This is a genomic window from Chromobacterium haemolyticum (assembly GCF_009936155.1).
Classification (GTDB): domain Bacteria; phylum Pseudomonadota; class Gammaproteobacteria; order Burkholderiales; family Chromobacteriaceae; genus Chromobacterium; species Chromobacterium haemolyticum.
Map to the genome: position 1 here is coordinate 2,093,503 of NZ_AP019312.1, position 25,817 is coordinate 2,119,319.

Below are 25,817 nucleotides of genomic sequence, written 5' to 3' on the forward strand. Positions count from 1 at the left end.
ACGATGGATCTGACGCCCAGAGAAAAAGACAAGCTGCTGATCTTCACCGCCGGCCTGCTGGCGGAGCGCCGCCGCGCGCGCGGCCTGAAACTGAACTATCCGGAGGCGGTGGCTTACATCAGCGCCGCCATCATGGAGGGCGCGCGCGACGGCCGGAGCGTGGCGGAGCTGATGCATTACGGCGCCACGCTGCTGGGCCGCGAGGAGGTGATGGACGGCGTGGCCGAGATGATCGCCGATATTCAGGTGGAAGCCACTTTCCCGGACGGCACCAAGCTGGTCACCGTCCACCAGCCCATTGTATGAGGGCGCCGCGATGATTCCGGGACAGATCCAGGCCGCCGAAGGCGAGATCGAACTCAACGCCGGCCGCCGCACCGTGACGCTGACGGTGGCCAATACCGGCGACCGGCCTATCCAGGTGGGCTCGCACTATCACTTTGCCGAAACCAACGACGCCTTGCAGTTTGACCGCGCCGCCGCCCGCGGCTGCCGGCTGAACATCGCGGCCGGCACCGCGGTGCGCTTCGAACCGGGCCAGACCCGCAGCGTGGAACTGGTGGAACTGGCCGGCCTGAGGCGGGTGTTCGGCTTTCAGGGCCGGGTAATGGGGGCCTTATGAAAATCAGCAGGCAGGCGTATGCCGAGATGTTCGGCCCCACCGTCGGAGACCGGGTGCGCTTGGCCGACACCGAATTGTGGGTGGAGGTGGAGCGCGACTACACCGTGTACGGCGAGGAGGTGAAGTTTGGCGGCGGCAAGGTGATCCGCGACGGCATGGGCCAGGGCCAGGGGCTGGCGGCGGAGGTGGCCGATACCGTGCTGACCAATGCGCTCATCCTGGATCACTGGGGCATCGTCAAGGCCGACATCGGCCTCAAGGACGGCCGCATCGCCGCCATCGGCAAGGCCGGCAACCCGGATATTCAGCCCGGCGTCGACATCGTCATCGGCGCCGCTACTGAAATCATCGCCGCCGAAGGCATGATCGTCACCGCCGGCGGCATCGACAGCCACATTCATTTCATCTGCCCGCAGCAGATCGAAGAGGCCTTGATGTCCGGCGTCACCACCATGATAGGCGGCGGCACCGGGCCGGCCACCGGCAGCAACGCCACCACCTGCACGCCGGGGCCATGGCATCAGGCGCGGATGCTGGAAGCGGCGGAGGCCTTTCCGATGAACCTGGGCTTCACCGGCAAGGGCAACGCCAGCCTGCCGGAGCCGCTGCGGGAACAAGTGCGCGCCGGCGCCATCGGCCTCAAGCTGCATGAAGACTGGGGGAGCACCCCGGCGGCGATAGACAACTGTCTGACGGTGGCGGACGAGATGGACGTGCAAGTGGCGATCCATACCGACACCCTGAACGAATCCGGCTTCGTCGAAGCCACGCTAGCCGCGTTCAAGGGCCGCGCCATCCACACCTATCACACCGAGGGCGCCGGCGGCGGCCACGCGCCGGACATCATAAAAGCCTGCGGCTACGCCAATGTGCTGCCCAGCTCCACCAACCCCACCCGGCCGTTCACCGTCAACACCATAGACGAGCACCTGGACATGTTGATGGTGTGTCATCACCTGGACCCGGGCATCGCGGAGGACGTGGCCTTCGCCGAAAGCCGCATCCGGCGCGAGACCATCGCCGCCGAGGACATCCTGCACGACCTGGGCGCCTTCGCGATGATGTCCTCGGACAGCCAGGCGATGGGGCGGGTGGGGGAAACCATACTGCGCTGCTGGCAGACCGCGGACAAGATGCTGCGCCAGCGCGGCCCCTTGCCGGGCGACGGCCCCGGCCACAGCAACTTCCGGGTCAAGCGCTATCTGGCCAAGTACACCATCAACCCGGCGTTGACCCACGGCATCGCCCATGAGGTGGGCAGCGTCGAGCCCGGCAAGCTGGCGGATTTGGTGCTGTGGCGGCCTGCCTTCTTCGCGGTCAAGCCCAGTCTGATCCTCAAGGGCGGCGTGATCGCCGCCGCCGCGATGGGAGACCCCAACGCCAGCATTCCAACGCCGCAGCCGGTGCACTACCGGCCGATGTTCGGCAGCTGCGGCGCGGCGGTGGCGCGCGGCAGCGTCACCTTTGTATCGCAGGCGGCGCTGCAGGCCGGCATCGGCGCGGAACTGGGCCTGCGCAAGCGCTTGGTGGCGGTGCGCGGCTGCCGCCATCTGCGCAAGACGGACCTGATCCACAACGATTATCTGCCGCATATCGAGGTGGACCCGCAAAACTATCAGGTGCGCGCCGACGGCCAACTGCTGTGGTGCGAACCGGCCGAGCGCCTGCCGCTGGCGCAGCGCTATTTCTTGTTTTGAGAGGATGCCATGTTGCTGCTGACACGCCGCGCCGACGATGCGAGCGCCTGGGATGATGAGCTGCTGATGAGTTGCGAACTGCGCGGCAAGCGCCGGCTCCGCACCCGCAGCGCCGCCGGAGAAGACTGCGGGCTGTTTCTGGAGCCGGGGTCGCCGCTGGCCGACGGCGAAGTGCTGCAGGCAGAGGATGGCCGCCGGGTGCGGGTAGTGGCCGCGCCGGAAGCCTTGCTGCATGTCAGTTGCGCCGACGCCATGGCCTTGACCCGCGCTGCTTACCACCTGGGCAACCGCCATGTGCATCTGCAAGTGGGCGATGGGTGGCTGCGGCTGCTGGACGACGAGGTGCTGGCGCGGATGCTGGAGCAGATGGGCGCGCAGGTGCGAAAAATCGACGCGCCGTTTCAGCCGGAGGCCGGCGCTTACGGTGGCGGCCATCATCACTCCCACGGCAAAGAGGCGGCCTTCCAATATCCGCCGCGGCTGCATCAGTACGGCGCGGCATGAGCGCGCTTTCGCGGCTGCAACTGCTGCGGCTGGCCAGTCCGGGCCTGCCTATCGGCGCGTATAGCTACTCGCAAGGGCTGGAGAGCGCGCTGGAGCTGGGCCTGGTGCATGACGCCGCCAGCGCCGCCGCCTGGCTGGGCGATGTGTTGCAAGGACCGCTGGCCCGTTTTGAAGCCGCTCTGCTGGCTCAGGCCTGGCGCGCGCTGGCCGCCGACGATCAACCGGCGCTGGCGCGGATCAATCAGCAATTGCTGGCCAGCCGAGACAGCCGCGAATTGAGGCAGGAAACCGTGCAGATGGGGTATTCGCTGCGCCGCTTGCTGCAAGCGCTGCCGGAGTGCGCCGCTTTGCCGTGGCCGGCCGGCCTGGAGCAGCCGGAGTTGGCGCTGCCGGCGGTATGGGCGCAGGCGGCGCGCGCCTTGGGCGTGGACGAGGCCGGCGCGGTGGACGCGTATCTATGGGGCTGGCTGGAAAACCAGGTCACGGTTCTGCTCAAGGCGATGCCGATGGGGCAGACGGCCGGCCAGCAATTGTTGTCGGCGCTGTTGCCGGCCGTGGCCGCGGCCGGCGCGGAGGCGAGACGGATGCCGGCGGAACAACTGAGCAATTTCGCCCCTGGCCTCGCCTGGGCGGCGATGAAGCATGAAACCCAGTACAGCAGGCTGTTCCGGTCTTGAGCCGGCGGCCGCGATCTCAAGGAGAAAGCGATGAACACAACAGGACTCGCCAAGGGCCGCGGGCCGTTGCGGGTGGGCATAGGCGGGCCGGTGGGCTCCGGCAAGACCCACCTGACCTGGGCGCTGTGCGCGGCGCTGCGCGATAAATACAATGTCGCCGCCGTGACCAACGACATCTACACCCAAGAAGACGCGCAATTCCTAGTCCAGCATCAAGCGCTGGAGGCGGACCGCATCATCGGCGTGGAAACCGGCGGCTGCCCGCACACCGCCATCCGTGAGGACGCGTCGATCAACCTGGAGGCGGTGGCGCGGCTGAACGCCCGTCATCCCGGCCTGGATATCATCTTCATCGAAAGCGGCGGCGACAACCTGGCCGCCACTTTCAGCCCGGAGTTATCCGATCTGACGCTGTACGTGATCGACGTGTCCGCCGGCGACAAGATTCCGCGCAAGGGGGGGCCGGGCATCTGCAAGTCGGACCTGCTGGTGATCAACAAGATCGATCTGGCGCCGTTGGTGGGGGCCTCGCTGGACGTGATGGCGCGCGACGCCGGCCGCATGCGCGGCGAGCGGCCCTTCGTTTTTTCCAATCTCAAGCTTGGTCAGGGTTTGGCCGACATCATCGCCTTTGTCGAAACCCAGGGCATGCTGCAACTCAACGTCTCAGGAGCCGAAAATGACTCTCTTGCGTAAACCTCTGTCGGCCGCGCTGGCCATATTGCTGGTCAGCGGGCTGGCCCAGGCTCACCCCGGTCACGCCGTCGCCGGTTTCTCCAGCGGCCTGGCGCATCCGCTTGGCGGGCTGGACCACCTCTTGGCCATGCTGGCGGTGGGCTTGTGGTCGTGGCGGCTGGGCGGCGCGGTCCGATGGCAAGGACCGCTGACCTTCATGGCTTTGCTGGCCGTTGGCGGCGTCCTGGGTTGGCTGGGCGTGAGCACGGCGGCGCTGGAAAGCGGCATCGCCGCCAGCGTGATCGCGCTGGGCTTGCTGCTGGCCTTCGCCTTGCAGCCGCGACGGGGGCTGGCCTTGACGGCGATTGCCGGTTTCGCCTTGCTGCATGGCATCGCCCATGGTCAGGAGATGCCGCACGACGCCTCCGGCTTGGCTTACGCCGCCGGTTTCGTGCTGGCTTCCGGCCTGTTGCACGCGGCCGGCTTGTTGTTGGGACAAACGGAAGCGCGCTTTGCGCTGGGCGAACGGCTGGGCCGCGTTGTCGGCGGCGGCATCGCCCTGTGCGGAGCGCTGATGCTGGGCGGCTGGGTCTAATAGCGCGGCAAGGCAGGGCGCCGGCGGGTAAGCGGCCATCTTGTCAATGAAAAAACGCCGGCAAGCCGGCGTTTTCCGCTGAGACGGCCAGGGGCCGGTTCAGGCCTCCGCGTTGCTGTGGGCGACTACGTTGAAGCCTTCCTGCGGGCTGGGCGGCACGAAGTAGCGAGTGATGTGGTCGAACTCCGCTTCGCTGACGCTGAACGGGTGGGCGCCCTTGGCGTTGCGCTGACGCAGCCGCGCTTTGCAGGCTTCGTCGCTGACGTCCAGCAGGTGCAGCTGGTGCGCCGCGCCGCTGGCGTCGATCAGCTCGCGCATCCAGCGGCGGCTGTCCAGTGTATTGGCCGGCATGTCCAGCACCACGGACAGGCCTTGACGCAGCAGGGCGGCGATGTGGGCGGTCAGCGCCTGTTTGAGCGACTGCGAGCGGCGCACGTAGTCGGTCATGGTACGGATCTCGCCAGGGTAAAGCTGGGCCAGCCATTCGTCCTCGCTGATCAGTACGGTGCGAGCTTGTTTGGCCAGGTTGCGGGTCAAGGTGGACTTGCCCGCGGCGATCTTGCCGCAAACCAGATGCAGCGTCGCCGCGGCCGTGTCTTTGGATTGTTCATTGCTTGGCATGGCAGTCTCCTGGTGGTGGCTCATATGAAAAAAACCCGCCGTGTGGGCGGGTTGCCGGGCTTCGTCTGGCCGCGCGCTAACCCGCCCCGAAACGGGCGTTAATCCAATCTTGGCTGGCATAGGGGACGAAACGGCGCATAGTGGGCTTATGGTCGCCGCTTGAGGCTTGCTTGTCAAACCGCGGCGGCGGGCCAGCCGCCGCAATATCCGGTAAACTGCGCCGATGTGCGTCAACTATCTATGTCCCCATCCCGATCAACTGCCGCTGTTCGGCGTGGAGCCTGGCGGGCTGGTTTGGCAGGAAGAGGCCTGGCAGGACTACGCCGCTCCCTTCATCGTGGCCGGCCGCCAGGGTCTGGAGTTGCGGCTGGGCAATTACGGGCTGGTGCCCAAACGCCATCAACCGGACGGCCTGCGGTTGTCCACCACCAACGCGCGCTCGGAAACCGTGGCCGAGCTGAAAAACTTCCGCTACCCGTGGCGGGCCGGTCAGCGTTGCCTGGTGCCGATGCGGGCCTTCTTCGAACCTTCGTATGAAACCGGCCGCGCGGTGCGCTGGCGAATCGGCCTGGCCGACGATGCTCCGTTCGCGGTGGCCGGGTTGTGGCGGGCGTGGTCGGAGCCGGATGGCTCAATCAGCCACGCTTTCACTCAGTTGACGGTAAACGCCGAGGCGCACGCGCTGATGCGCCGCACGCATAAGCCGGAGGACGAAAAGCGTTCGCTGGTGATTGTGCGGCCGGAGGATTACCTGGTCTGGCTGACGGCGCGCCGCCCGGACAACGCGCATCGCTTGCTGCGGCTGTTTCCGGCGGAGGAGATGCGCGCCGAGGACGCGCCGCTGGCGCCGCGCCAGGGCGGGCCTAAGCCGGCGCCTCAGCCGCTGCCGCGTACATTGGGTTTGTTCGACTGAGCGTCGGCGGTCTGTTCTTCGGTGAACTTCGATTTTTTCATGACAAACCTCCCGCCCGGATGCGCTTAAATTCGCCAGAAATCTCTACTTTTCGCCGCTACGTTTTTGCGGGAGGGGGTCATGAAAAAGGAGCCCGTCGGCTCCTTTTTTCATGGCCAGCGCTTAATAGGCGGCGGCGCGACGCAATTGCAGCCGCTCCCATACCAGCCGCGCCTGTTCCTCCTCGGCGGCGCCGGTGGGCGGCAACGGCAGCCGGCATTGCCCTACCGGCAGGCCCTGCACCCGCAGCATGGCTTTCACCGACATCGAAAACACCGAGGCTTCGGTGTTGGAGAAGGCGAAGGACTCCTGCAAGCCGGCGTTGACGCGCCGTGCCAGCGCCGTGTCGCCCTGTTCAAAAGCGGCGATCATGCGCGCGAACTCTGGCCCGGTCCAGTGAGTGGAGGTGCCGACCACACCGACAGCGCCCACGGCTAGCAAAGGCAGGGTCAGGGCGTCGTCGCCGGAATAGAGCGCGAAATGCTCGCCGGCCGCGGCTATTAGCGCGGCGGCCGCGGCCGGGTCGCCGGTGGCGTCCTTGAAGGCGACGATATTGTCCACTTCGCGGAACAGCCGCAGCAGCACGTCGGCGGCGATGCGGCGGCCGGTGCGGCCCGGCACGTCGTAGACCATCAGCGGCAGCCGGGTGGCCGCGGCCACCGCGCGGAAATGAGCTTCGATGCCGGCTTGCGGCGGGCGGTTGTAATAGGGGCCTACCACGAAGACGCCGGCGGCGCCCAGGTCGGAGGCTTCGCGCGTCAGCGCGATCGCGTGTTCGGTGTGGCTGCTGCCGGTGCCGGCCAGCACGGGGATGGTCACGGCTTCGCTGACCGCGCGAACCAAGTCGCGCCGTTCCTGATCGCTCAGCGTCGGCGCTTCGCCGGTAGTGGCCGCCACCACCAGGCCGTCGCAGCCGTTGGCCGCCAGATGTCTGGCCAGTTGCCGCGCCGCGTCCAGGTTTAGCCGGCCGGCCTCGTCGAAGGGCGTGACCATGGCGGTCAGCACCTTGCCCCAATGTTCTGTCATTTTGCTTCCTTTGTTCTTCTTGGCCGCCTTGACGGCGGCTGAGGCCGATTCTACTCCTTATCGCGCAGCCTTTCCCGCGGTTTCAGCCCAGACAGGCGCTGAGCGCCGCCTCCAGCTCCGGGCGTAGCGCCGCGAGATCCGCGGTTGGCCCTTGGGTCAGCAAGGCCTGAGAAATGCTTCCGTAGCAAAGACAGTGGACCATGCGCGCCGCAGCGTCCAGCCGCGGCGGCGGCTCGGCGGCGCTGGCCAAGGCGGCGCGCCAGATGTCCACGTATTGCTGGTAGTGGCGTCGGTAGGCCTCCAGCGGGGACACTCTCCGCTCCAACTGGAACAAGGCGCTCCAGGCCGCAGCCTGGCGCTGCACCGTGTCCAGTTGCAAGGCCAGCAGCGCGACGGCGATATCGCGGCGATCCGCGCCGCGGCGGGCGGCGGCGCATTGGCGCAGCGCGCCGGCTAGCGCGTGCACATGCTGGTGGATGCTCAGCGCGGCCAGGCCGTCCATATTACGCACGTATTGATAAAAGGTGCCGACCGCCACGCCGGCGACGGCGGCCACCTCGCGCACCGTGGTCTTGGCGTAGCCGCGTTCCAGCAAAACCTGAACAAAGGCCTGCTGCAGCGCGATCAGGCTGGCGCGCGAACGCGACTGGCGCGGACGCCTGCGCGTGGCCGGCGCGGCCTGCTCGGCTTGCTGCGCCGCGGTAAGGGAAACCCGAACATGTCGCATCGCCGCTTTCCTTATACTTTCGTCATGGCCGCTGAGCGGCGCGAGGGAGACGGAACGATGATCTGGCAAACCCATGAAGTGAGCAACCAGTACGAAGAACTGGCGGACTACTCGCTGTACGACAGCGATCCGGCCTTGCGCGAGGTTCTGCTGCGCGCCGACGCGGACTGGGCCGAGGCCGGGCTGCGCGCTTACGGCGAGCGCCTGGGGAAGGCGGATAGTTTCGAACTGGCGGAGCAGGCCAACCGCCATGCGCCGGAGTTGCGCGCCTTCGACCGCCGCGTCGACCAAGTGGACTCCCACCCGGCCTGGCACCAGTTGTTGGCGCTGTATCGCGAACAGGGCTTGGTGAGCATGCCTTTCGACAACGAACGGACAGGCCGCTGGAGCGCGACGATGGCCGGAATCTATTTGCATGGCCAAGTGGAGGCCGGCAGTCTATGCCCGGCGACGATGACCCAGGCCGGCATTCCCTTGCTGCGGCGCGAGCCGGCGCTGTGGGCGTTGTTGGGAGACAAGTTGTTCAGCCGTGTTCACGACAGCCGCGATTTGCCGCTGGAACGCAAGGCGTCGGCGTGGATAGGCATGGGCATGACCGAGAAGCAGGGCGGTTCCGACGTGCGCGCCAACACCACGCAGGCGACGCCGCTGGGCGCCGGAGGCCGAGGCGGCGAATACCGGCTGCGCGGCCACAAATGGTTCTGGTCCGCGCCCATGTGCGATGCTCACCTGGTGGTGGCCAAAACCGCCGACGGCGCGCCGTGCTGCTTTTACGTGCCGCGCTGGCGACCGGATGGCGAGCGTAATGCGGTGCGGATCCAGCGCCTGAAGGACAAGGTGGGCAACCGCAGCAACGCCGGCTGCGAGGTGGAATTCCAGGATGCCTGGGGCGTGATGATCGGAGAGGAAGGCCGAGGCATTCCCACCATCATCGAGATGGCCGGCTACACCCGGCTCAACTGCGTGATCGGCAGCGCCGCGCTGTTGCGCCAGGGGGTGGTGCAGTCCTTGGCCTATGCGCGGCGGCGCATGGCCTTCGGCAAGCGCTTGGCCGAGCAGCCGCTGATGCGCGCGGTGCTGGCGGATTTGGCCTTGGAGAGCGAGGCGGCTCTGCAGGTGGCGGCGCGTCTGTCTGAAGCCTTCGAGCGGGATGACGCGCCGGCGCAGCGGGGGTGGAAACGCATCGTCATGCCTGCGGCCAAGTTCTGGGTGTGCAAGCGGGCAGTGGAGTTCAGCGGCGAGGCGATGGAGGTGTTTGGCGGCAACGGCTATGTCGATGGGCCGATGGCGCGCGCGTATCGCGAAGCGCCGCTGAATTCGATCTGGGAGGGCTCGGGCAATGTGATGTGTCTGGATGTGATCCGGGCGCTGCAGCGCGAGCCACAAGCCTGGCAGGCTTTATTGGAGGATTTGGCGGTTCTGTCCGGCGGCGATCCGGCGCTGGCCGCGGCGCTGGCGCAATTGCGAGAGCTGGCCGCCAGGCCGGCCGAGCTGGAGCCCCTGGGCCGGCGCTTTGCACAATTGCTGGCGCTGACCGCGCAGGGCTGCCTGCTGACGCGTCATGCGCCGGCGGCCTTGGCGCAGGGTTTCGTCGCCAGCCGTTTGAGCGATGGGCAGTGGGGGCGGGTGGCCGGCGCGCTGGATGCGAATCGCTTGCAGGTCAACGCGATCTTGCAGCGCGCCTTGCCGGCCTGAGCCGGTCTCAGAACGTGTTTGCGATCCGCGAGCAAGGGCGACGCAATCTCAGAGCGCGTCGCCCGGCACCCGCACCCAGCCTTCCATCAACACCCGAGCGCTGCGGCTCATGACTGCCTTGGTTACTGTCCAGGCCCCGTCTTCCTGGCGGGCTTCTGCGCCGACGCGCAAGGTGCCGGACGGGTGGCCAAAGCGCACCATCCGACGTTTGCCGCCGCCGGCGGCCAGATTGACCAGGGTGCCGGGAATCGCCGCCGCGGTGCCGATGGCCACCGCGGCGGTGCCCATCATTGCGTGGTGCAGTTTGCCCATGGACATTGCCCGCGCCAGGAGGTCGATGTCGGCGGCGCGCACCGGTTTGCCGCTGGAGGAGAGGTAGTCGGCCGGAGGCGCGACGAAGGCGATCTTGGGCGTGTGCTGGCGGCTGGCGATGTCGTCCAGCGTCTTGATCAGGCCCATCTTCAGCGCGCCGTGGGCGCGTATGGTTTCGAAGCGCGCCAGCGCCGCCGGATCGGCATTGATCGCGTCCTGTAGTTCAGTGCCGCTGTAGCCGATGTCGGCGGCGTTGACGAAGATGGTGGGGATGCCGGCGTTGATCAGCGTGGCCGGAAACACGCCGACGCCGGGCACGTCCAGCGTGTCCACCAGCTGGCCGGTGGGGAACATCGCGCCGCCATCGCCGTCGCCCTCATCGGCCGGATCCAGGAATTCCAGCGGCACCTCGGCGGCGGGGAAGGTGACGCCGTCCAGTTCGAAGCCGCCGGTCTCCTGCACTTGACCGTTGACGATGGGGACATGGGCTACGATGGTCTTGCCGATATTGGCTTGCCAGATGCGCACCGCGCATACGCCGTCGGCGGGAATGCGCGCCGGATCGATCAGGCCGCCGGCAATGGCGAAGGGGCCGACCGCCGCGGACAGATTGCCGCAGTTGCCGCTCCAGTCAACGAAGGCCTTGTCTATGCCGACCTGGCCGAACAGGTAGTCGACGTCGTGGCCGGGACGCGAGGAGGAGGACACGATCACGGTCTTGCTGGTGCTGGAAGTGGCGCCGCCCATGCCGTCTATCTGCTTGCCGTAAGGGTCCGGACTGCCAATCACCCGCAGCAGCAGCGCGTCGCGCGCCGCGCCCGGCTGGCGCGCGGCCTCCGGCAGGTCCTGCAGCCGGAAGAACACGCCCTTGCTGGTGCCGCCGCGCATATAGGTGGCGGGGATGCGGATCTGGGCTGGGTGGTTCATGTGTTTGTTTTCCTGTGTTTGCCGCTGTGTTCATTTAGCCCGGGCGTTCAGGGCTTGCCATATGCTTTCAAGAACGGTGTCTCGATTTCGCAGAATATCGTGGTTCCAGAAGCGCATGATTCTGAAGCCCTGCGCTTGCAGCCAAGCGTCGCGCGCGGCGTCGCTGCGGCTTTCATGATTTTGGCCGCCGTCCGCCTCTATGATCAGCCGCGCCCCGAAGTGGTCGAAATCGACGATGTAGGGGGCGATTATTTGTTGGCGGCGGAATTTCTCGCCGTTCAGCCGGTGGGCGTGGAGTTGTTTCCAGAGCAGCTTGTTCGGCATCGGTCATATTGCGGCGCAAGGATTTGGCGAAATCGAGCTGGCGCATCTCCCTCTCCCCAACCCCTCTCCCGCGGGGGGCTTGCTGAGTCGTTGACGCTTGGCCTGCCTACCTTGAGTTTCCTTATTGGCAAACTCAAGTAGTGAGATTGCCTGCCAATGTCAGGAATAAAACAAAATTTAACAATCACCCCTCTCCCCTTGAGGGAGAGGGGCTGGGGGAGAGGGGTTCAGCCTCCCGCCCCCTCCAAAAAGTCCTGGGCGAAACGCTGCAACACGCCGCCGGCTTCGTAGATCGACACTTCTTCCGCGGTGTCCAGCCTACAGGTCACCGGTACTTGCGCGGTGTCGCCGTTCCGGCGGTGGATCAGCAGCGTTAGTTCGGCGAGCGGCTGGCGTCGGCCTGCCACGTCGTAGGTCTCGGTGCCGTCCAGCGCGAGCGTCTTGCGGTTGACGCCGGGCTTGAATTCCAGCGGCAGCACGCCCATGCCGATCAGGTTGGTGCGGTGGATGCGCTCGAAGCCCTCTGCGACGATGGCCTCGACGCCGGCCAGCCGCACGCCCTTGGCCGCCCAGTCGCGCGAGCTGCCCTGGCCGTAGTCGGCGCCGGCGACGATGATCAGCGGCTGCTTGCGCTCCATATAGGTTTCTATCGCCTCCCACATCCGCATGGTCTTGCCTTCCGGCTCGACGCGGGCCAGCGAGCCCTGTCTCACCGAGCCGTCTTCGTTCAACACCATTTCATTGAACAGCTTGGGGTTGGCGAAGGTGGCGCGCTGCGCGGTCAGGTGGTCGCCGCGGTGGGTGGCGTAGGAATTGAAGTCTTCCTCCGGCAGGCCCATCTTCGCCAGATATTCGCCGGCGGCCGAGTCCGGCAGAATGGCGTTGGACGGCGACAAGTGGTCGGTGGTGATGTTGTCAGGCAGCAGGGCCAGAGGGCGCATGCCGCGCAGCGTGCGCTCGCCGGCCAGTGCGCCCTCCCAGTAAGGCGGGCGACGGATATAGGTGGACTGCGGCCGCCAGGCGTACAGCGGGCTGGCCTTGGCGGCGGTGTCGCGGCGGATGGCGAACATCGGTTCGTATACCTGTCGGAAATGCTCGGGCTTGACCGCCTGGCGCAGCACCGCGTCTATCTCCGCGTCGTCCGGCCAGATGTCCTTGAGCCGGATCTCCTTGCCGTCGGCGACGCCGAGCACGTCTTTTTCGATGTCGAAGCGCATGGTGCCGGCGATGGCGTAGGCGATCACCAGCGGCGGCGAAGCCAGGAAGGCTTGCTTGGCGTAGGGGTGGATGCGGCCGTCGAAGTTGCGGTTGCCGGACAGTACCGCCGTCGTGTACAGGTCGCGCTCCACGATCTCCTGCTGGATCTTGGGTTCCAGCGCGCCGGACATGCCGTTGCAGGTGGTGCAGGCGAAGGCGACGATGCCGAAGCCCAATTGCTCCAGCTCGGACAGCAGGCCGGCTTCCTTCAAATAGAGTTCGACCGCCTTGGAACCCGGGGCCAGCGAGGACTTCACCCACGGCTTGCGAATCAGGCCCAGGCGGTTGGCATTGCGCGCCAGCAGGCCGGCGGCGATCACATTGCGGGGGTTGGAGGTATTCGTGCAGCTGGTGATGGCGGCGATGATCACCGCGCCGTCCGGCATCAGGCCCTGGGCCTCTTCTGCGCGCGCTTGCGCCAGGTTCACGGCGATGCCGCGTTCGGCGAGAGCCGACACCGGCAGCCGCTTGTGCGGATTGGACGGGCCGGCCAGATTGCGGCTCACGCTGGACAGGTCGAAGCGCAGCACCCGTTCATACGCGACGTTTTGCAGCGTGTCGGCCCACAGGCCGGCGGTCTTGGCGTAGGTTTCCACTAAGCGCACCTGCTCGTCGCTGCGGCCAGTCAGCTTCAGATAGGCGATGGTCTGTTCGTCGATAAAGAATAGCGCCGCGGTGGCGCCGTACTCCGGGGCCATATTGGAAATGGTGGCGCGGTCGCCCAAGGTCAGCGCCGCCGCGCCCGCGCCGTAGAACTCCAGGTATGCGCCCACCACCTTTTGCTGGCGCAGAAATTCGGTCAGCGCCAGCACCACGTCGGTGGCGGTGATGCCGGGGCCGGGTTTGCCGGACAGTTCCACGCCGACGATGTCCGGCAGCCGCATCCACGATGCGCGCCCCAGCATCACGTTTTCGGCTTCCAGACCGCCGACGCCGACGGCGATCACACCCAGCGCATCCACGTGGGGGGTGTGGCTGTCGGTGCCGACGCAAGTGTCCGGGTAGGCCACGCCGTTGTCGGCGTGGATGACTGGCGACATCTTCTCCAGATTGATCTGATGCATGATGCCGTTGCCGGCCGGGATCACGTCGACATTGTCGAATGCGTTCTTGGTCCATTCAATGAAATGGAAGCGGTCCTCGTTGCGCCGGTCTTCGATCGCTCGGTTTTTTCCGAAAGCCTGCGGGTCGAAGCCGCCGCATTCCACCGCCAGCGAGTGGTCGACGATCAATTGCACCGGAACCACCGGGTTGACCTGGGCAGGATCGCCGCCCTGGTCGGCGATGGCGTCGCGCAGGCCGGCAAGATCCACCAGCGCGGTCTGGCCCAGGATGTCGTGGCAGACCACGCGCGCCGGAAACCAGGGAAAGTCGCGCTCGCGCTTGCGATGGGCGATCTGTTCCAGGCATTCGCCCAGCAGCGCCGGTTCGCAGCGGCGCACCAGGTTTTCGGCGTGGATGCGGCCGGTATAGGGCAATTGCTCCCACGCGCCGGGGAGGATGGCGTTAACGGCGGCGCGGGCGTCGAAGTAGTCGAGTCCGGTGCCGGGCAGGGGAATGCGGTAAGCGGTATTCATCATGTCTTGGCCAATTTGAAAATCAGGGGCGGGGGCGCGGTGGCCCCCGGTCCGGTCAGCGCTGTTCCAGCGGCACGAAGACTTGGTCTTCCGGGCCGATGTAATTGGCGCTGGGGCGGATGATCTTGCCGTCCTGACGTTGCTCGATCACGTGTGCGCTCCAGCCGCTGGTGCGGGCGATCACGAACAAGGGGGTGAACATGGCGGTGGGCACGCCCATCATGTGGTAGCTGACCGCGGAAAACCAGTCCAGATTGGGGAACATTTTCTTAATGTCCCACATCACGGTTTCCAGGCGTTCGGCGATGTCGAACATCTTGCTGTTGCCGGCGGACTTGGACAACTCGCGCGCCACTTCCTTGATCACCTTGTTGCGCGGGTCGGAAATGGTGTAGACCGGGTGGCCGAAGCCGATCACCACTTCCTTGCGTTCCACGCGCTCGCGGATGTCGGCCTCGGCCTCGGCCGGGCTTTCGTAGCGCTGCTGGATGTCGAAGGCCACTTCATTGGCGCCGCCGTGCTTGGGGCCGCGCAGCGCGCCGATGGCGCCGGTGACGGCGCTGTACAGGTCCGAGCCGGTGCCGGCGATGACGCGGGCGGCGAAAGTGGAGGCGTTGAACTCATGCTCGGCGTACAGATTGAGCGAGGTGTGCATCGCGCGCACCCATTCCGGCGACGGTTTTTCGCCATGCAGCAGATGCAGGAAATGGCCGCCTATGCTGTCGTCGTCGGTTTCCACCTCGATGCGCTTGCCGTTGTGGCTGAAATGATGCCAGTACAGCAGCATCGAACCCAGGCTGGCCATCAGCCGGTCGGCGATGTCTCGGGCGCCGGCCAGGTTGTGATCGTCCTTCTCCGGCAAGGCGCAGCCCAGCGCGGACACGCCGCTGCGCATCACGTCCATCGGGTGGGCGCTGGCCGGCAGCGCTTCCAGCGCGGCCTTCACTGCGGCGGGCAGACCGCGCAGCGATTTCAGCTTTTTCTTGTAGCCAACCAGCTCGGCCTTGTTCGGCAGCTTGCCGTGCACCAGCAAATAGGCTACTTCCTCGAACTCGCAGCGGCCGGCGAGGTCGAGGATATCGTAGCCGCGATAGTGCAGGTCGTTGCCGCTGCGGCCTACGGTGCACAGCGCGGTGTTGCCGGCGGCGACGCCGGACAGGGCTACGGATTTCTTGGGTTTGATGCCAACAACGGTTTCGCTCATGGTTTTCTCCTGATCGCAGACCTGCGGAATGATTATTTTTCGTAGAAAACAGCCAGCCAGACGCTGTCCTGCCCCGGCGCGCTCCAGGCCACGCGGTGGCGGCGGCGCGCCGCGATGGCCACGCAATCGCCTGGCGTCAGCCTGAGACGCTGGGGCGGGTCCTGGCATTCCAGTTCGGCCGCGCCGGACAGCAACAGCACCCATTCTTCTTCATCCTGTTCATACCAGAAGCCGTCCGGCGAAGAATGGCCGCGCGACACGATGCGTTCGACGCGGAAGCCTTTCTCGCCGCTGAACAAGGTCTGCAGCAACTCTTCCGGCAGTTGCGCCGGGATGTCGCCGAACAGATTATTCGGCACCGCCCTCCTGGCGGAACAAGGCGTCCAGTTTTTGTTCGTAGGCGTGGTAGTCCAGATGCTCGTACAGCTCGGCGCGCGTCTGCATGGCGTCCAGCACCGCCTGCTGGCCGCCGTCGCGGCGGATCGCACCGTAGACGCCGAGCGCGGCCTGGCTCATCGCGCGGAAGGCGGACAAGGGATAGAGCACCAGGCCGACGCCGTGTTCGCCCAGCTCTCGGGTGTTGAACAGCGGCGTGGCGCCGAATTCGGTGATATTGGCCAGCACCGGCACTTTCACCGCCTCGGCGAAGCGGCGGTACATCGCCAGCTCGGTCATCGCTTCCGGAAAGATCATGTCGGCGCCGGCCTCGACGCAGGCGACGGCGCGCTCGATGGCGGCGTCCAGGCCCTCCACCGCCAGCGCGTCGGTGCGTGCCATGATCACAAAGTCGTCGTCGCGGCGCGCATCCACCGCCGCCTTGACGCGGTCCACCATCTCCTCTTGGCTGACGATGGCTTTGTTGGGGCGGTGGCCGCAGCGCTTCTGCTGTACCTGGTCCTCTATGTGCACCGCGGCGGCGCCGGCTTTTTCCAGGCTGCGGACAGCGCGGGCGATGTTGAAGGCGCCGCCCCAGCCGGTGTCGATGTCCACCAAGAGCGGCAGCTCGGTTACATCGGTGATGCGGCGCACGTCGATCAGCACGTCTTCCAGCGTGGTGATGCCAAGGTCTGGAATGCCGCAGGAGCAGGCGGCCACGCCTCCGCCGGACAGATACAGGGCTTTGAAGCCGGAGTGTTCGGCCAGCCGGGCGGCGTAGGCGTTGACCGCGCCCACCACCTGCAAGGGCTGTTCTTGTGCTACCGCCTGACGGAAGCGTTGGCCGGGAGTGCTCATCGCGTTGGATTCCTTAATTGCGGACAAAGCCAAGGCCAGGAAGGACTTGAGCCGGAAGCGAGAAGGCGATTCCGGGAACTCTTGGCTTTGATTGTTATCTCTATGTCATTCAAGCAAGTGCTTGGTAGGAGTGTAAGGGCTGGTTTGCGCGCTGGCAATACGGTTAAAACAAATGTTCAAGTTTTGTCCGAGGTCTGTTATGTTTCGCAGCTGAATCGCGTGGGGGAACTCATCGCAAGCGCGGTGGTCTAGTCACAGTCCACATAAACGACCACAAACACGACAGTGGGCAAATCAGGGAGCATAACAACGACATGAGTGATCGGGATCTCGATCAACAGTTGGTGGAGCGTGCCCAGCGAGGTGAAAAAAGAGCTTTCGATCTGCTTGTTGCCAAGTATCAGCGACGTCTCGCCAGGTTGTTGTCGCGGTTTATCCGCGACGGCGCTGACATCGAGGATGTGACGCAAGAAGCGTTTATCAAAGCGTATCGTGCCTTGCCGTCGTTTCGTGGCGAGAGCGCGTTTTACACATGGCTGTACAGAATCGGCATCAATACTGCCAAGAATTTCCTTAGCGCCTCCGGACGTCGTCCGGTGGTCAACAGCGAGATAGAGGACGAGGACGGTGAAAGCTTCGACATGGCGTCGCAGCTGCCTGACCTGAACACGCCCGAAACCGAGCTGATGAACAAGGAGATTCTGGCAACGGTCAATGCCGCCGTGGAGGCTTTGCCGGAGGAACTAAGAACCGCAATTTCGCTCAGGGAAATGGACGGTCTATCCTACGATGAAATCGCCAAGGTGATGGATTGCCCGATAGGCACCGTGCGCTCGCGGATTTTCCGGGCGCGCGAGGCGATTGCTGCCGAGCTCAGGCCTTTGCTGGATACGGCCAAGAACAGAAGGTGGTAGGTATGAAAGAAACGATATCCGCGATGATGGATGGCGAACTGGACGACACTGACATAGCCAGAGCCATCGCTTCCATTTCATCTGACAAGCAACTGGATGCCGCCTGGGGCGAGTATCACTTGATTGGCGACGCGATGCGCGCCAACCGCATGGTTGCGCTCAATGTGCGAGAGCAGGTCGCCAGCCGGCTGGCGGACGAGCCCACGGTGCTTGCGCCGCGGCGCTGGTTGCGTCCGGCTCGCGCCCGCACCGCCGGCGCGGTGGCGCTGGCCGCCAGCGTCAGCTTTGCAGCCGTGGTGGGCTGGCAGCAGCTGACGCACCGCGGCGAGCCGGCCTCGTTGGTGGCGGACAAGGGCGTTCCGGTGCAAGTGGTCCAGCCGGCGCAAGCCAGCCAGCCCGAGCGCGACGACCCCTATCTGCTGGCTCATCAGGAAGTGACCTCCGAACAAGGCAATATGAAAGTATCCTACGGAAACGGAGCTCGCCGTTAAATGCGTGTAATTCCTCTGATCAGCTTGATGGTTGTGGCGGCGGCGCCTGCCGCCCATGCAGAGGATGACTGGCAGCTGCTGCGCAATGTGGCGGCTGCCGGACGCCAGCAGGCGCTGAACGGCACCTATCTGCACCAGATGAACGGCACGCTGGAAACCTTCCACATCGTCAGGGAAGGCCAAGGCGACGCCATGCGGGAGAAGCGGACGTCGTTGGACGGGCCTTCTCGCGAAATTGTCCGCAAAGGCAATGAGTTGGCCTGTTTCGCGCCGGACAAGAAGGCCTTGAACGCGGCCAAGATCAGCGCGATGCGTTTGTTTCCCGCCTTGTTGCCGGAAGATATGAGCGAGATCAATCAGTCGTATTCGCTCAAACACGTCGGCAGCGACAGGGTGGCACAACGCGATTGCAATCTGCTGGAACTGCGGCCCAAGGACAGGCAGCGTTATAGCCTGCGCATGTGCGTGGAGCCGCTGACCTCCCTGCCTTTGAAAATGGTCACCTTGTCGCCCAAGGGCGAAGCGGTGGAGCAGTTTACTTTCACCGACATCGACCTGACCGGCCCCAAGGACAAGCGCGCCTATCGGCCCAAGTTCGCGCAGAAATTCCTGCTGCGCTCGGGCGGCGCGTCGATGCCGCCGGCCGGCGCGCAGGTGGACAACGACGTGTCCGGTCTGCCCAACGGCTTCCATCTGCTGCGCTCGGTGCAGCGCAGCCTGCCGGGCCAGGCGGGCAAGTCGGTGCGCCACATGGTGTATTCGGACGGTCTGGTGATGTTGTCGCTGTTCGTCGAGACGCAGCCGGAAGGCGCGCGTCTGGAGCGCAGCAGCAATCTGCACGGCGCTATCAATATGGCCACCGGTCCGCAGGGCAGCTACCAGCTGACCGCGGTGGGCGACATGCCCGAGCCGGCGATGATGGGGCTGTTGAAAGGGTTGAAAGTCAGCCTTAAGCCATGATGGCCAACCCCGTCGACGTTTCCGCGAGCCCGTCCGGAGGCCTGATCTCCGGCGGCGCGCTTGCGCGGAGCGGGCCGGATGGGGCTCGAGCCGGCGTCTTGTCGCTGGCTCGCCTGTTTTTTCTGGCGGCGAATCTTGCGGCTGAGCGCCTGGCGCGCGGCCGCTTCGCCGCCGCAATCCCTCAGCCGGCTCCCGCCGGCGCGTCTTAACCACAACATATCAAGATGGAGCGCTCATGCCGGTTAAAAAACTGATTGTTTCCGCCATGCTGGCGGCCTCTATTATGGCGGGCTCAGCGCCCGCTGCAATGGCCGCGGAACTGCCGGACTTCAGCCAGATCGTCTCTAACGAGGGCAAGGCCGTCGTCAACATCAGCACCAAGTCCACGGTGCGCGAGGTCAGCAATGATCTGCCCGAGGGCATGAGCGGCGACCCCTTCTTTGAATTCTTCCGCCGTTTCGCGCCGCCGCGCGCCCAGGAGCGACAGGAATCGTCGCTGGGTTCCGGCTTCATCATTTCCGCCGACGGTTATATATTGACCAATGCCCACGTGGTGGCCCGCGCCGACGAGATCACCGTCAAGCTGACGGACAAACGCGAGTACAAGGCCAAGGTGATAGGCTCCGACGCTCGCACCGACGTGGCGCTATTGAAGATAGAAGCCGACAAGCTGCCGGTGGTGCGCCGCGGCGACGCCAATGCCTTGAAAGTGGGCGAAGGGGTGTTGGCCATCGGCTCGCCGTTCGGTTTCGAGAACACCGCCACGTCCGGCATCGTCTCCGGCAAGAACCGCATGCTGCCGGATGAAACCTTCGTGCCCTTCATTCAGACCGACGCCGCGATCAACCCCGGCAACTCTGGCGGCCCGCTGTTCAACGCCCGGGGCGAAGTGGTGGGCGTCAACTCCCAGATCTTCAGCCGTTCCGGCGGTTTCATGGGCATTTCCTTCGCCATCCCCATCGACGTGGCGATGGACGTGGTGGCTCAGCTAAAGGCCAAGGGCCATGTCAGCCGCGGCAAGATCGGCGTGGTGATCCAGGAGTTGAGCCAGGATCTGGCCGCCTCCTTCGGTCTGGCCAAGCCGGCCGGCGCGCTGATCAACGCGGTGGAGCCGAACGGCCCTGCGGCCAAGGCCGGTGTCAAGCCCGGCGACATCATCCAGCAGGTGGACGGCAAGCCGGTAGAGTCCGGTTCTGATCTGCAGCGGCTGATCGGCAGCATTCCGCCCGGCAAGCCGGTGACCTTGGGTCTGTGGCGGACTCGCGCCGCCATCTCCGTCAAGGTGGTGCCGGTGGAGCAGCAGGACCAGGATCCGAGGCTAGCGCAGCGTGAATACCGCGGTTCGCAGCAGGAGCGGCCGGCCGAGCAGAGCTTCTCCCAGATCGGCCTGCGGCTGCAGGTGTTGAACCCGGCTCAGTTGCAGCGCGCCGGCATCAAGTACGGCTTGCTGGTGCGCGGCGCCAATAATGTCGCGATGCGCGCCGGCATTCAACCAGGCGACGTGATCGTGGGCATCGGCAGCGAACCGCTGGCCAATGTCGAGCAGCTGAAGTCCGCGTTGTCCGCGGCCAAGAAGGGGTCGTCGATCGCGTTGCAAGTGCTGCGTCAGGGGGTTACCCAGTTCATCCCGTTGCCGGTGGGCGACGGTAAGTGAAGCTGACGCTGTATTTTCGCGAGTACTGCAGCTTGTGCCATCAGATGCTGGCCGAGCTGCAGCCTTGGCGCGAACATTACGGCTTTGAGCTGGATGTGGTCGATGTCGACGCCGACCCGGAGCTTGAGCGGCGCTTTAACGAGCTGGTGCCTGTGCTGATGGAGGATGAGACCGAAATCTGCCATTGGCGTCTGGATCAAGCCGCATTGGCTGCACATTTGGGTGAAATCGGCTAAAATCCGCGCCAGTGTGAGTTTATGTCGGGGGCACTTGGGTGCCCCCGCTTGCTGGATGGGCTGTTAACGGCTTTAGAGGTCGCAATCCTGATGATGGGCCGCTTTCATCAGGCCCGCGGCTTCCATCGGCAGTTCCGGGCACGCTAGCGTGCCCTTATCTTTTGCTGGATATCATGAAAAACATTCGAAATTTCTCGATCATTGCCCATATCGACCATGGCAAATCGACCCTGGCCGACCGCTTCATTCAATTCTGTGGCGGCCTGGAAATGCGCGAAATGAGCGCCCAGGTGCTGGACTCGATGGACATCGAGAAAGAGCGCGGCATCACCATCAAGGCGCAGACCGCGGCCTTGAGCTATAAGGCTCGCGACGGCCAGATCTATAACCTGAACCTGATCGACACCCCGGGGCACGTGGACTTTTCCTATGAAGTGTCGCGCTCGTTGTCCGCCTGCGAGGGCGCTCTGTTGGTGGTGGACGCCTCGCAAGGCGTGGAGGCCCAAACCGTGGCCAACTGCTACACCGCCATTGATCTGGGCGTGGAAGTGGTGCCGGTGCTGAACAAGATCGACCTGCCGGCGGCTGAGCCGGAGCGCGTCAGCCAGGAAATCGAAGACATTATCGGCATCGAGGCGGCGGACGCGGTGCGCGCTTCGGCCAAGTCCGGCATCGGCATCGAGGACATTCTGGAAACCATCGTGACCAAGGTGCCGCCCCCGGTGGGCAAGGCCGAAGGTCCGCTCAAGGCGCTGATCATCGACTCCTGGTTCGACAACTACGTCGGCGTGGTGATGCTGGTGCGCGTGATCGACGGCTCGCTGAAGCCCAAGGACAAGATCAAGTTCATGGCCACCGGCGCTGAACATTTGTGCGAGCAGGTGGGTGTGTTCACGCCTAAATCCGTCCAGCGTCAGAGTCTGAACGCGGGTGAGGTGGGCTTCGTCATCGCCGGTATCAAGGAATTGAAATCGGCCAAGGTCGGCGACACCATCACCCTGGTGTCCAAGCCGGCCACCGAGGCGCTGCCGGGCTTCAAGGAAGTGCAGTCCCAGGTGTTCGCCGGGCTGTATCCGGTGGAAAGTCATGACTACGAATCGCTGCGCGACGCGCTGGAAAAGCTGCAACTGAACGATGCTTCGTTGAAGTATGAGCCGGAAGTGTCGCAGGCGTTGGGCTTTGGCTTCCGCTGCGGCTTCCTCGGTCTCCTGCATCTGGAGATTGTGCAGGAGCGCCTGGAGCGCGAGTTCGACATGGACCTGATCACCACCGCGCCCACGGTGAACTACGAAGTGGTGATGAAGGACGGCACGGTGGAAGTGGTGTCCAACCCGTCGCGGATGCCGGAAGCCGGCAAGTACGACGAGTTGCGCGAACCCATCATCACCTCCACCATCCTGGTGCCTCAAGATTATGTCGGCGCGGTGATGACGCTGTGCAACCAGAAGCGCGGCGTGCAGCGTAATATGCAGTACATGGGCCGCCAGGTGATGCTCACCTACGATCTGCCGATGAACGAAGTGGTGATGGACTTCTTCGACAAACTGAAGTCCACCAGCCGCGGCTACGCCTCGCTGGATTACGAGTTCAAGGAATTCCAGAGCGCTGATCTGGTCAAGCTGGACGTGCTGGTCAATGGCGAGAAGGTCGACGCGCTGTCGCTGATCGTGCACCGCGCCTCCAGCGTTTACCGCGGCCGCGAACTGGTCTCCAAGATGCGCGAACTGATTCCGCGCCAGATGTTCGACATCGCGGTGCAGGCGGCCATCGGCGGCCACATCATCGCCCGCGAGACGGTCAAGGCCTTGCGCAAGAACGTGTTGGCCAAGTGCTACGGCGGCGACATCACCCGTAAGAAAAAGCTGCTGGAGAAGCAGAAAGCGGGCAAGAAGCGCATGAAGCAGGTGGGCAACGTGGAAATTCCGCAGGAAGCATTCCTGGCAATTCTTCAAGTAGGGGACAAATAAGTGGGCGGAAATCTGTTCTGGGTGTTTGTCGTGGCGGTGGCGATCGGCGGCATGCTGATCGCTTTTGGCGGCAAGAAGCAAGAGGGCGCCAAGGATTGGCCGCAGGCGGTGCAGTGGGGCTACCTGGCGGTGCTGATCGGCGGTTTTGGCTTGCTGTCCAACTACATGAGCTTCACCGCGGTGATGCTGGTCTTTGTGCTGATCACCGGCGCGGTATGGCTGGCGGACAAGCTGGTGTTGGCCAAGCGCCGAGCCGCCGAGACCCCGGCCGGTCATTTCGTCGATTATTCGCGCGGTTTCTTTCCCGTGATTCTGGTGGTGTTCCTGCTGCGCTCTTTCATTGCCGAGCCGTTCCAGATCCCCAGTAGTTCGATGCGTCCGGGCCTGGTGGTGGGCGATTTCATTCTGGTGAACAAATTCACCTACGGTCTGCGCGTGCCGGTGTTGAACACGGTGTTCGCCTCGGTAAACAAGGTGGAGCGCGGCGACGTGGTCGTGTTCAATTTCCCGCCGAATCCCAAGGTCAACTACATCAAGCGCGCCATCGGCCTGCCCGGCGACGTGGTCGAGTATCGCGACAAGCGTCTGACCGTCAACGGCAAGCCGCTGCCGGACGCAGACGACGGCAACTACGAGTATCTGGAGCAGGGCCTGATGATGGTCAACGCCAAGCGCTACAAGGAAACCATGGGTCAGCGCACTTACTCGGTGCTGAACAACGAAGGTTCGCCTACAGTAGCCTTGAGCCAAGTGCAGGACTTCCCGTTCCGCGACAACTGCCGCTATGATGACAATGGTTTTGTCTGCAAAGTGCCGGCCGGCCATTACTTCATGCTGGGCGACAACCGCGACAACAGCCTGGACGGCCGCTACTGGGGCTTTGTCGACGACAAGCTGATGGTGGGCAAGGCCTTCATGATCTGGATGAACTTTGGCGACCTGTCGCGCATTGGCAAAACCATTCACTGATAAACGCAAGATCGCAAGCTCGGAGCGCATTATGCATTTCAGCCGTGAGAAGGGCCTGTCGCTGTTTTCCGTGTTGCTGGTGATGATCGTGCTGGGCGCGGTCCTCGTACTGGGCATGAAGGTGATGCCGGTGTACTCGGAGTATGCCGAGGTGCGCCAGGCTATCACCGCCTTGTCCGCACAGAGCAATGTCGGCGAGTCTTCGATTCGCCGGGATTTCAACCAGCGGGCCGGCGTGGCCGGCATCGCCTCGATCAAGGGTGAAAACCTGGTGGTGGTGGCCGGCGGTAATTTTGTGTACATCCGTGCCGCTTATCAGCGCGAAGTGCCTTTGTTCTCCAATATCAGTCTGCTGTTCAAATTCGACACCCAAGCGGGCCAGCCCCCGCAATAAGCCAAGTGATACCAACCGACAATAGATTCCGGCGCCTGTGTCAGGCGCTGGATTACGCATTTCAGAAGCCGGAGTTGCTGCGTCAAGCCTTGACGCACCGCAGCTACGGCGCCGGCAACAACGAGCGTTTTGAATTCGTGGGCGACAGCATCCTCAACTACACGGTCGCCCGCATGCTGTTTGATCAATTTCCCAAACTGACCGAGGGCGAGCTGTCGCGGCTGCGCGCCAATCTGGTCAACCAGAACACCCTGGCCGAGATCGCCCACGAGCTCAAGCTGGGCGATTACCTCTACTTGGGCGAGGGCGAGCTGAAGAGCGGCGGTTTCAACCGGCCATCCATTCTCGCCGACGCGCTGGAAGCCACCTTCGCCGCGGTCAGCTTCGACTCCGATTTCCTGCGCGCGGAGCAGGTTGTGCGCCGGCTCTACGCTGAACGCGTATCGTCCATCGACACCACCCGTCAGGCCAAGGACGCCAAGACCCGCTTGCAGGAAGCGCTGCAGGCGCGCAAGCTGGCCTTGCCCAAATACCGGATACTGTTGCAAAGCGGCGAAGCCCATGAGCAATGGTTTCGCGTGGAGTGCGACTTGGGCGAACTGGCGATAGGCTCCACAGGCGAAGGCGGCAGCCGCCGCGCCGCCGAACAGCAGGCCGCCGAAGCGGCGCTGATCCTGCTGGAACAAAAACTCGCTGCGAGTAAGAAACGTATATGACTGAGATCCAATACCACTGCGGCTTTGTCGCCATCGTCGGCCGTCCCAACGTCGGCAAATCCACGCTGATGAACCATCTGATCGGTCAGAAAGTCAGCATTACCTCGAAAAAGGCGCAAACCACGCGCCACCGCGTCACCGGTATCCACACCGAGAACAATGCTCAGTTCATCTTCGTAGATACCCCTGGCTTCCAGACCTTTCACAAGGGCGCACTCAACGAGACCTTGAACAAGAGCGTCAAGGATTCGTTGGGCAACGTCGATTGCGTGCTGTTTGTGCTGGAGGCGATGCGCTTCACCGGCGCCGACCGCGAAGTGATGGCTTTGCTGCCCAAGCGCAAACCGGTGATCCTGGTGGTGAACAAGCTGGACAAGGCCAAGGACCGCGACGCGTTGCAGGCCTTCATCGCCGAGGTACAGGCGGAATTCGCCTTTGCCGGCGTTGAGGTGGTCAGCGCCAAACACGGCCAGCGTTTGAGCGAGCTGCTGGAACAGGTGCGTCCGCACCTGCCGGAATCGATGCCGCTGTATCCGGAGGACATGGTTACCGACAAGAGCGAACGCTTCTTGGCCGCCGAGATCGTGCGCGAGAAGCTGTTCCGCTATCTGGGTGAAGAGCTGCCCTATGAAATGAACGTGGAAGTGGAGATGTTCGAGATGGACGGCGACTTGCGCCGCATCCATATCGGCGTGCTGGTGGACAAGGAGAACCAGAAGCCCATCGTTATCGGCCGCGGCGGAGAGAAACTGAAGAAGATCTCCACCGAGGCGCGGATGGACATGGAAAAGCTGTTCGACGGCAAGGTTTTCCTGCAAGTCTGGGTCAAGGTCAAGTCCGGCTGGGCCGACGACGTTCGTTTCCTGCGGGAATTCGGCCTGGACTGAAGCT

Annotated in this window: 28 protein-coding genes; 19 read left to right on the forward strand and 9 right to left on the reverse strand. The window is 64.3% G+C overall.

What is annotated here, in order from left to right:
• The first annotated feature begins 3 nt into the window (after positions 1-3).
• Genes ureA through GYH29_RS09460 form a run of 7 tightly spaced genes read left to right on the forward strand, consistent with a single transcriptional unit; the run spans position 4 to position 4,770 of the window.
• The gene (gene ureA, locus GYH29_RS09430) at positions 4-306 is read left to right on the forward strand and encodes an urease subunit gamma (RefSeq protein WP_043592232.1); all 303 of its coding nucleotides are present in this window, start codon (positions 4-6) and stop codon (positions 304-306) included.
• 10 nt (positions 307-316) lie between these two features.
• The gene (locus tag GYH29_RS09435) at positions 317-622 is read left to right on the forward strand and encodes an urease subunit beta (RefSeq protein ID WP_019101201.1); all 306 of its coding nucleotides are present in this window, start codon (positions 317-319) and stop codon (positions 620-622) included.
• Positions 619-2,319 carry an urease subunit alpha gene (gene ureC / locus GYH29_RS09440; protein WP_161523595.1) on the forward strand — a complete coding sequence of 567 codons (1,701 nt, stop codon included), beginning with the start codon at positions 619-621 and terminating at the stop codon, positions 2,317-2,319. The genes GYH29_RS09435 and ureC overlap by 4 nt, the downstream gene beginning before the upstream one ends.
• 9 nt (positions 2,320-2,328) lie before the next feature.
• Entirely contained in the window at positions 2,329-2,823 is a 495-nt protein-coding gene (ureE, locus tag GYH29_RS09445; RefSeq protein WP_161523596.1) for an urease accessory protein UreE, read from the forward strand.
• On the forward strand, positions 2,820-3,500 hold the full coding sequence (locus GYH29_RS09450; RefSeq protein WP_019101198.1) for an urease accessory protein UreF: 681 nt from the start codon (positions 2,820-2,822) through the stop codon (positions 3,498-3,500). The genes ureE and GYH29_RS09450 overlap by 4 nt, the downstream gene beginning before the upstream one ends.
• Positions 3,501-3,530: 30 nt before the next feature.
• A complete protein-coding gene (gene ureG, locus GYH29_RS09455; protein WP_019101197.1) occupies positions 3,531-4,196 on the forward strand; it encodes an urease accessory protein UreG in 666 nt (221 codons plus the stop codon).
• Positions 4,180-4,770, forward strand: coding sequence for a HupE/UreJ family protein (locus GYH29_RS09460; RefSeq protein ID WP_019101196.1), 591 nt, complete (start codon positions 4,180-4,182; stop codon positions 4,768-4,770). Before ureG ends, GYH29_RS09460 begins: the two co-directional genes overlap by 17 nt.
• Positions 4,771-4,869: 99 nt before the next feature.
• On the opposite strand, the gene GYH29_RS09465 is transcribed toward GYH29_RS09460, so the two are convergent.
• On the reverse strand, positions 4,870-5,391 hold the full coding sequence (locus GYH29_RS09465) for an AAA family ATPase (protein WP_019101195.1): 522 nt from the start codon (positions 5,389-5,391) through the stop codon (positions 4,870-4,872).
• 223 nt (positions 5,392-5,614) lie between these two features.
• Here GYH29_RS09465 and GYH29_RS09470 point away from each other — a divergent pair, with 223 nt between their 5' ends.
• Entirely contained in the window at positions 5,615-6,304 is a 690-nt protein-coding gene (locus GYH29_RS09470) for an SOS response-associated peptidase (RefSeq protein ID WP_019101194.1), read from the forward strand.
• 162 nt (positions 6,305-6,466) lie between these two features.
• Here the strand turns inward: GYH29_RS09470 and dapA are convergent, their stop codons facing one another.
• On the reverse strand, positions 6,467-7,369 hold the full coding sequence (dapA, locus tag GYH29_RS09475) for a 4-hydroxy-tetrahydrodipicolinate synthase (RefSeq protein ID WP_019101193.1): 903 nt from the start codon (positions 7,367-7,369) through the stop codon (positions 6,467-6,469).
• 82 nt (positions 7,370-7,451) lie between these two features.
• Positions 7,452-8,096, reverse strand: a complete 645-nt coding sequence (locus GYH29_RS09480) for a TetR family transcriptional regulator (protein ID WP_019101192.1) — start codon at positions 8,094-8,096, stop codon at positions 7,452-7,454.
• 57 nt (positions 8,097-8,153) lie between these two features.
• Between GYH29_RS09480 and GYH29_RS09485 the strand changes: the two genes are divergently transcribed.
• Positions 8,154-9,791 carry an acyl-CoA dehydrogenase family protein gene (locus GYH29_RS09485; RefSeq protein WP_161523597.1) on the forward strand — a complete coding sequence of 546 codons (1,638 nt, stop codon included), beginning with the start codon at positions 8,154-8,156 and terminating at the stop codon, positions 9,789-9,791.
• A 48-nt stretch (positions 9,792-9,839) separates the two neighbouring features.
• Here the strand turns inward: GYH29_RS09485 and prpF are convergent, their stop codons facing one another.
• The 6 genes from prpF to prpB all read right to left on the reverse strand — a co-directional run bounded on the left by prpF (position 9,840) and on the right by prpB (position 16,625).
• Positions 9,840-11,030 (reverse strand): 2-methylaconitate cis-trans isomerase PrpF, encoded by a 1,191-nt coding sequence (prpF, locus tag GYH29_RS09490; protein ID WP_081574040.1) that lies wholly within the window; start codon positions 11,028-11,030, stop codon positions 9,840-9,842.
• 30 nt (positions 11,031-11,060) lie between these two features.
• Positions 11,061-11,354, reverse strand: coding sequence for a DUF559 domain-containing protein (locus GYH29_RS09495; RefSeq protein ID WP_373454758.1), 294 nt, complete (start codon positions 11,352-11,354; stop codon positions 11,061-11,063).
• 227 nt (positions 11,355-11,581) lie between these two features.
• The gene (gene acnD, locus GYH29_RS09500) at positions 11,582-14,188 is read right to left on the reverse strand and encodes a Fe/S-dependent 2-methylisocitrate dehydratase AcnD (RefSeq protein ID WP_161524575.1); all 2,607 of its coding nucleotides are present in this window, start codon (positions 14,186-14,188) and stop codon (positions 11,582-11,584) included.
• 55 nt (positions 14,189-14,243) lie between these two features.
• Positions 14,244-15,392, reverse strand: a complete 1,149-nt coding sequence (gene prpC, locus GYH29_RS09505; RefSeq protein ID WP_107732358.1) for a bifunctional 2-methylcitrate synthase/citrate synthase — start codon at positions 15,390-15,392, stop codon at positions 14,244-14,246.
• A gap of 32 nt (positions 15,393-15,424) precedes the next feature.
• The gene (locus GYH29_RS09510; protein ID WP_161523598.1) at positions 15,425-15,751 is read right to left on the reverse strand and encodes a cupin domain-containing protein; all 327 of its coding nucleotides are present in this window, start codon (positions 15,749-15,751) and stop codon (positions 15,425-15,427) included.
• Positions 15,741-16,625: a methylisocitrate lyase gene (gene prpB, locus GYH29_RS09515; RefSeq protein WP_161523599.1), complete on the reverse strand. Its 885-nt coding sequence runs from the start codon at positions 16,623-16,625 to the stop codon at positions 15,741-15,743. The genes GYH29_RS09510 and prpB overlap by 11 nt, the downstream gene beginning before the upstream one ends.
• A 314-nt stretch (positions 16,626-16,939) precedes the next feature.
• Here prpB and rpoE point away from each other — a divergent pair, with 314 nt between their 5' ends.
• The 10 genes from rpoE (at position 16,940) to era (ending at position 25,813) form a co-directional block, all read left to right on the forward strand.
• On the forward strand, positions 16,940-17,539 hold the full coding sequence (gene rpoE, locus GYH29_RS09520) for an RNA polymerase sigma factor RpoE (protein WP_043592241.1): 600 nt from the start codon (positions 16,940-16,942) through the stop codon (positions 17,537-17,539).
• A gap of 2 nt (positions 17,540-17,541) precedes the next feature.
• Positions 17,542-18,030: a sigma-E factor negative regulatory protein gene (locus tag GYH29_RS09525; RefSeq protein ID WP_019103365.1), complete on the forward strand. Its 489-nt coding sequence runs from the start codon at positions 17,542-17,544 to the stop codon at positions 18,028-18,030.
• The gene (locus GYH29_RS09530) at positions 18,031-18,990 is read left to right on the forward strand and encodes a MucB/RseB C-terminal domain-containing protein (protein WP_043592242.1); all 960 of its coding nucleotides are present in this window, start codon (positions 18,031-18,033) and stop codon (positions 18,988-18,990) included.
• A gap of 235 nt (positions 18,991-19,225) precedes the next feature.
• Positions 19,226-20,644 carry a DegQ family serine endoprotease gene (locus GYH29_RS09535; RefSeq protein WP_043592245.1) on the forward strand — a complete coding sequence of 473 codons (1,419 nt, stop codon included), beginning with the start codon at positions 19,226-19,228 and terminating at the stop codon, positions 20,642-20,644.
• Positions 20,641-20,880 (forward strand): glutaredoxin family protein, encoded by a 240-nt coding sequence (locus GYH29_RS09540; RefSeq protein ID WP_019103640.1) that lies wholly within the window; start codon positions 20,641-20,643, stop codon positions 20,878-20,880. Before GYH29_RS09535 ends, GYH29_RS09540 begins: the two co-directional genes overlap by 4 nt.
• Before the next feature lie 173 nt (positions 20,881-21,053).
• Positions 21,054-22,847 carry a translation elongation factor 4 gene (gene lepA, locus GYH29_RS09545; protein ID WP_019103641.1) on the forward strand — a complete coding sequence of 598 codons (1,794 nt, stop codon included), beginning with the start codon at positions 21,054-21,056 and terminating at the stop codon, positions 22,845-22,847.
• Positions 22,848-23,816, forward strand: a complete 969-nt coding sequence (gene lepB / locus GYH29_RS09550) for a signal peptidase I (RefSeq protein ID WP_043641598.1) — start codon at positions 22,848-22,850, stop codon at positions 23,814-23,816.
• Between the two features lie 31 nt (positions 23,817-23,847).
• Positions 23,848-24,210, forward strand: coding sequence for a DUF4845 domain-containing protein (locus GYH29_RS09555; protein ID WP_019103643.1), 363 nt, complete (start codon positions 23,848-23,850; stop codon positions 24,208-24,210).
• The gene (gene rnc / locus GYH29_RS09560) at positions 24,207-24,926 is read left to right on the forward strand and encodes a ribonuclease III (RefSeq protein ID WP_370551764.1); all 720 of its coding nucleotides are present in this window, start codon (positions 24,207-24,209) and stop codon (positions 24,924-24,926) included. Before GYH29_RS09555 ends, rnc begins: the two co-directional genes overlap by 4 nt.
• A complete protein-coding gene (era, locus tag GYH29_RS09565) occupies positions 24,923-25,813 on the forward strand; it encodes a GTPase Era (protein ID WP_019103645.1) in 891 nt (296 codons plus the stop codon). Before rnc ends, era begins: the two co-directional genes overlap by 4 nt.
• The last annotated feature ends 4 nt before the right edge of the window (positions 25,814-25,817 follow it).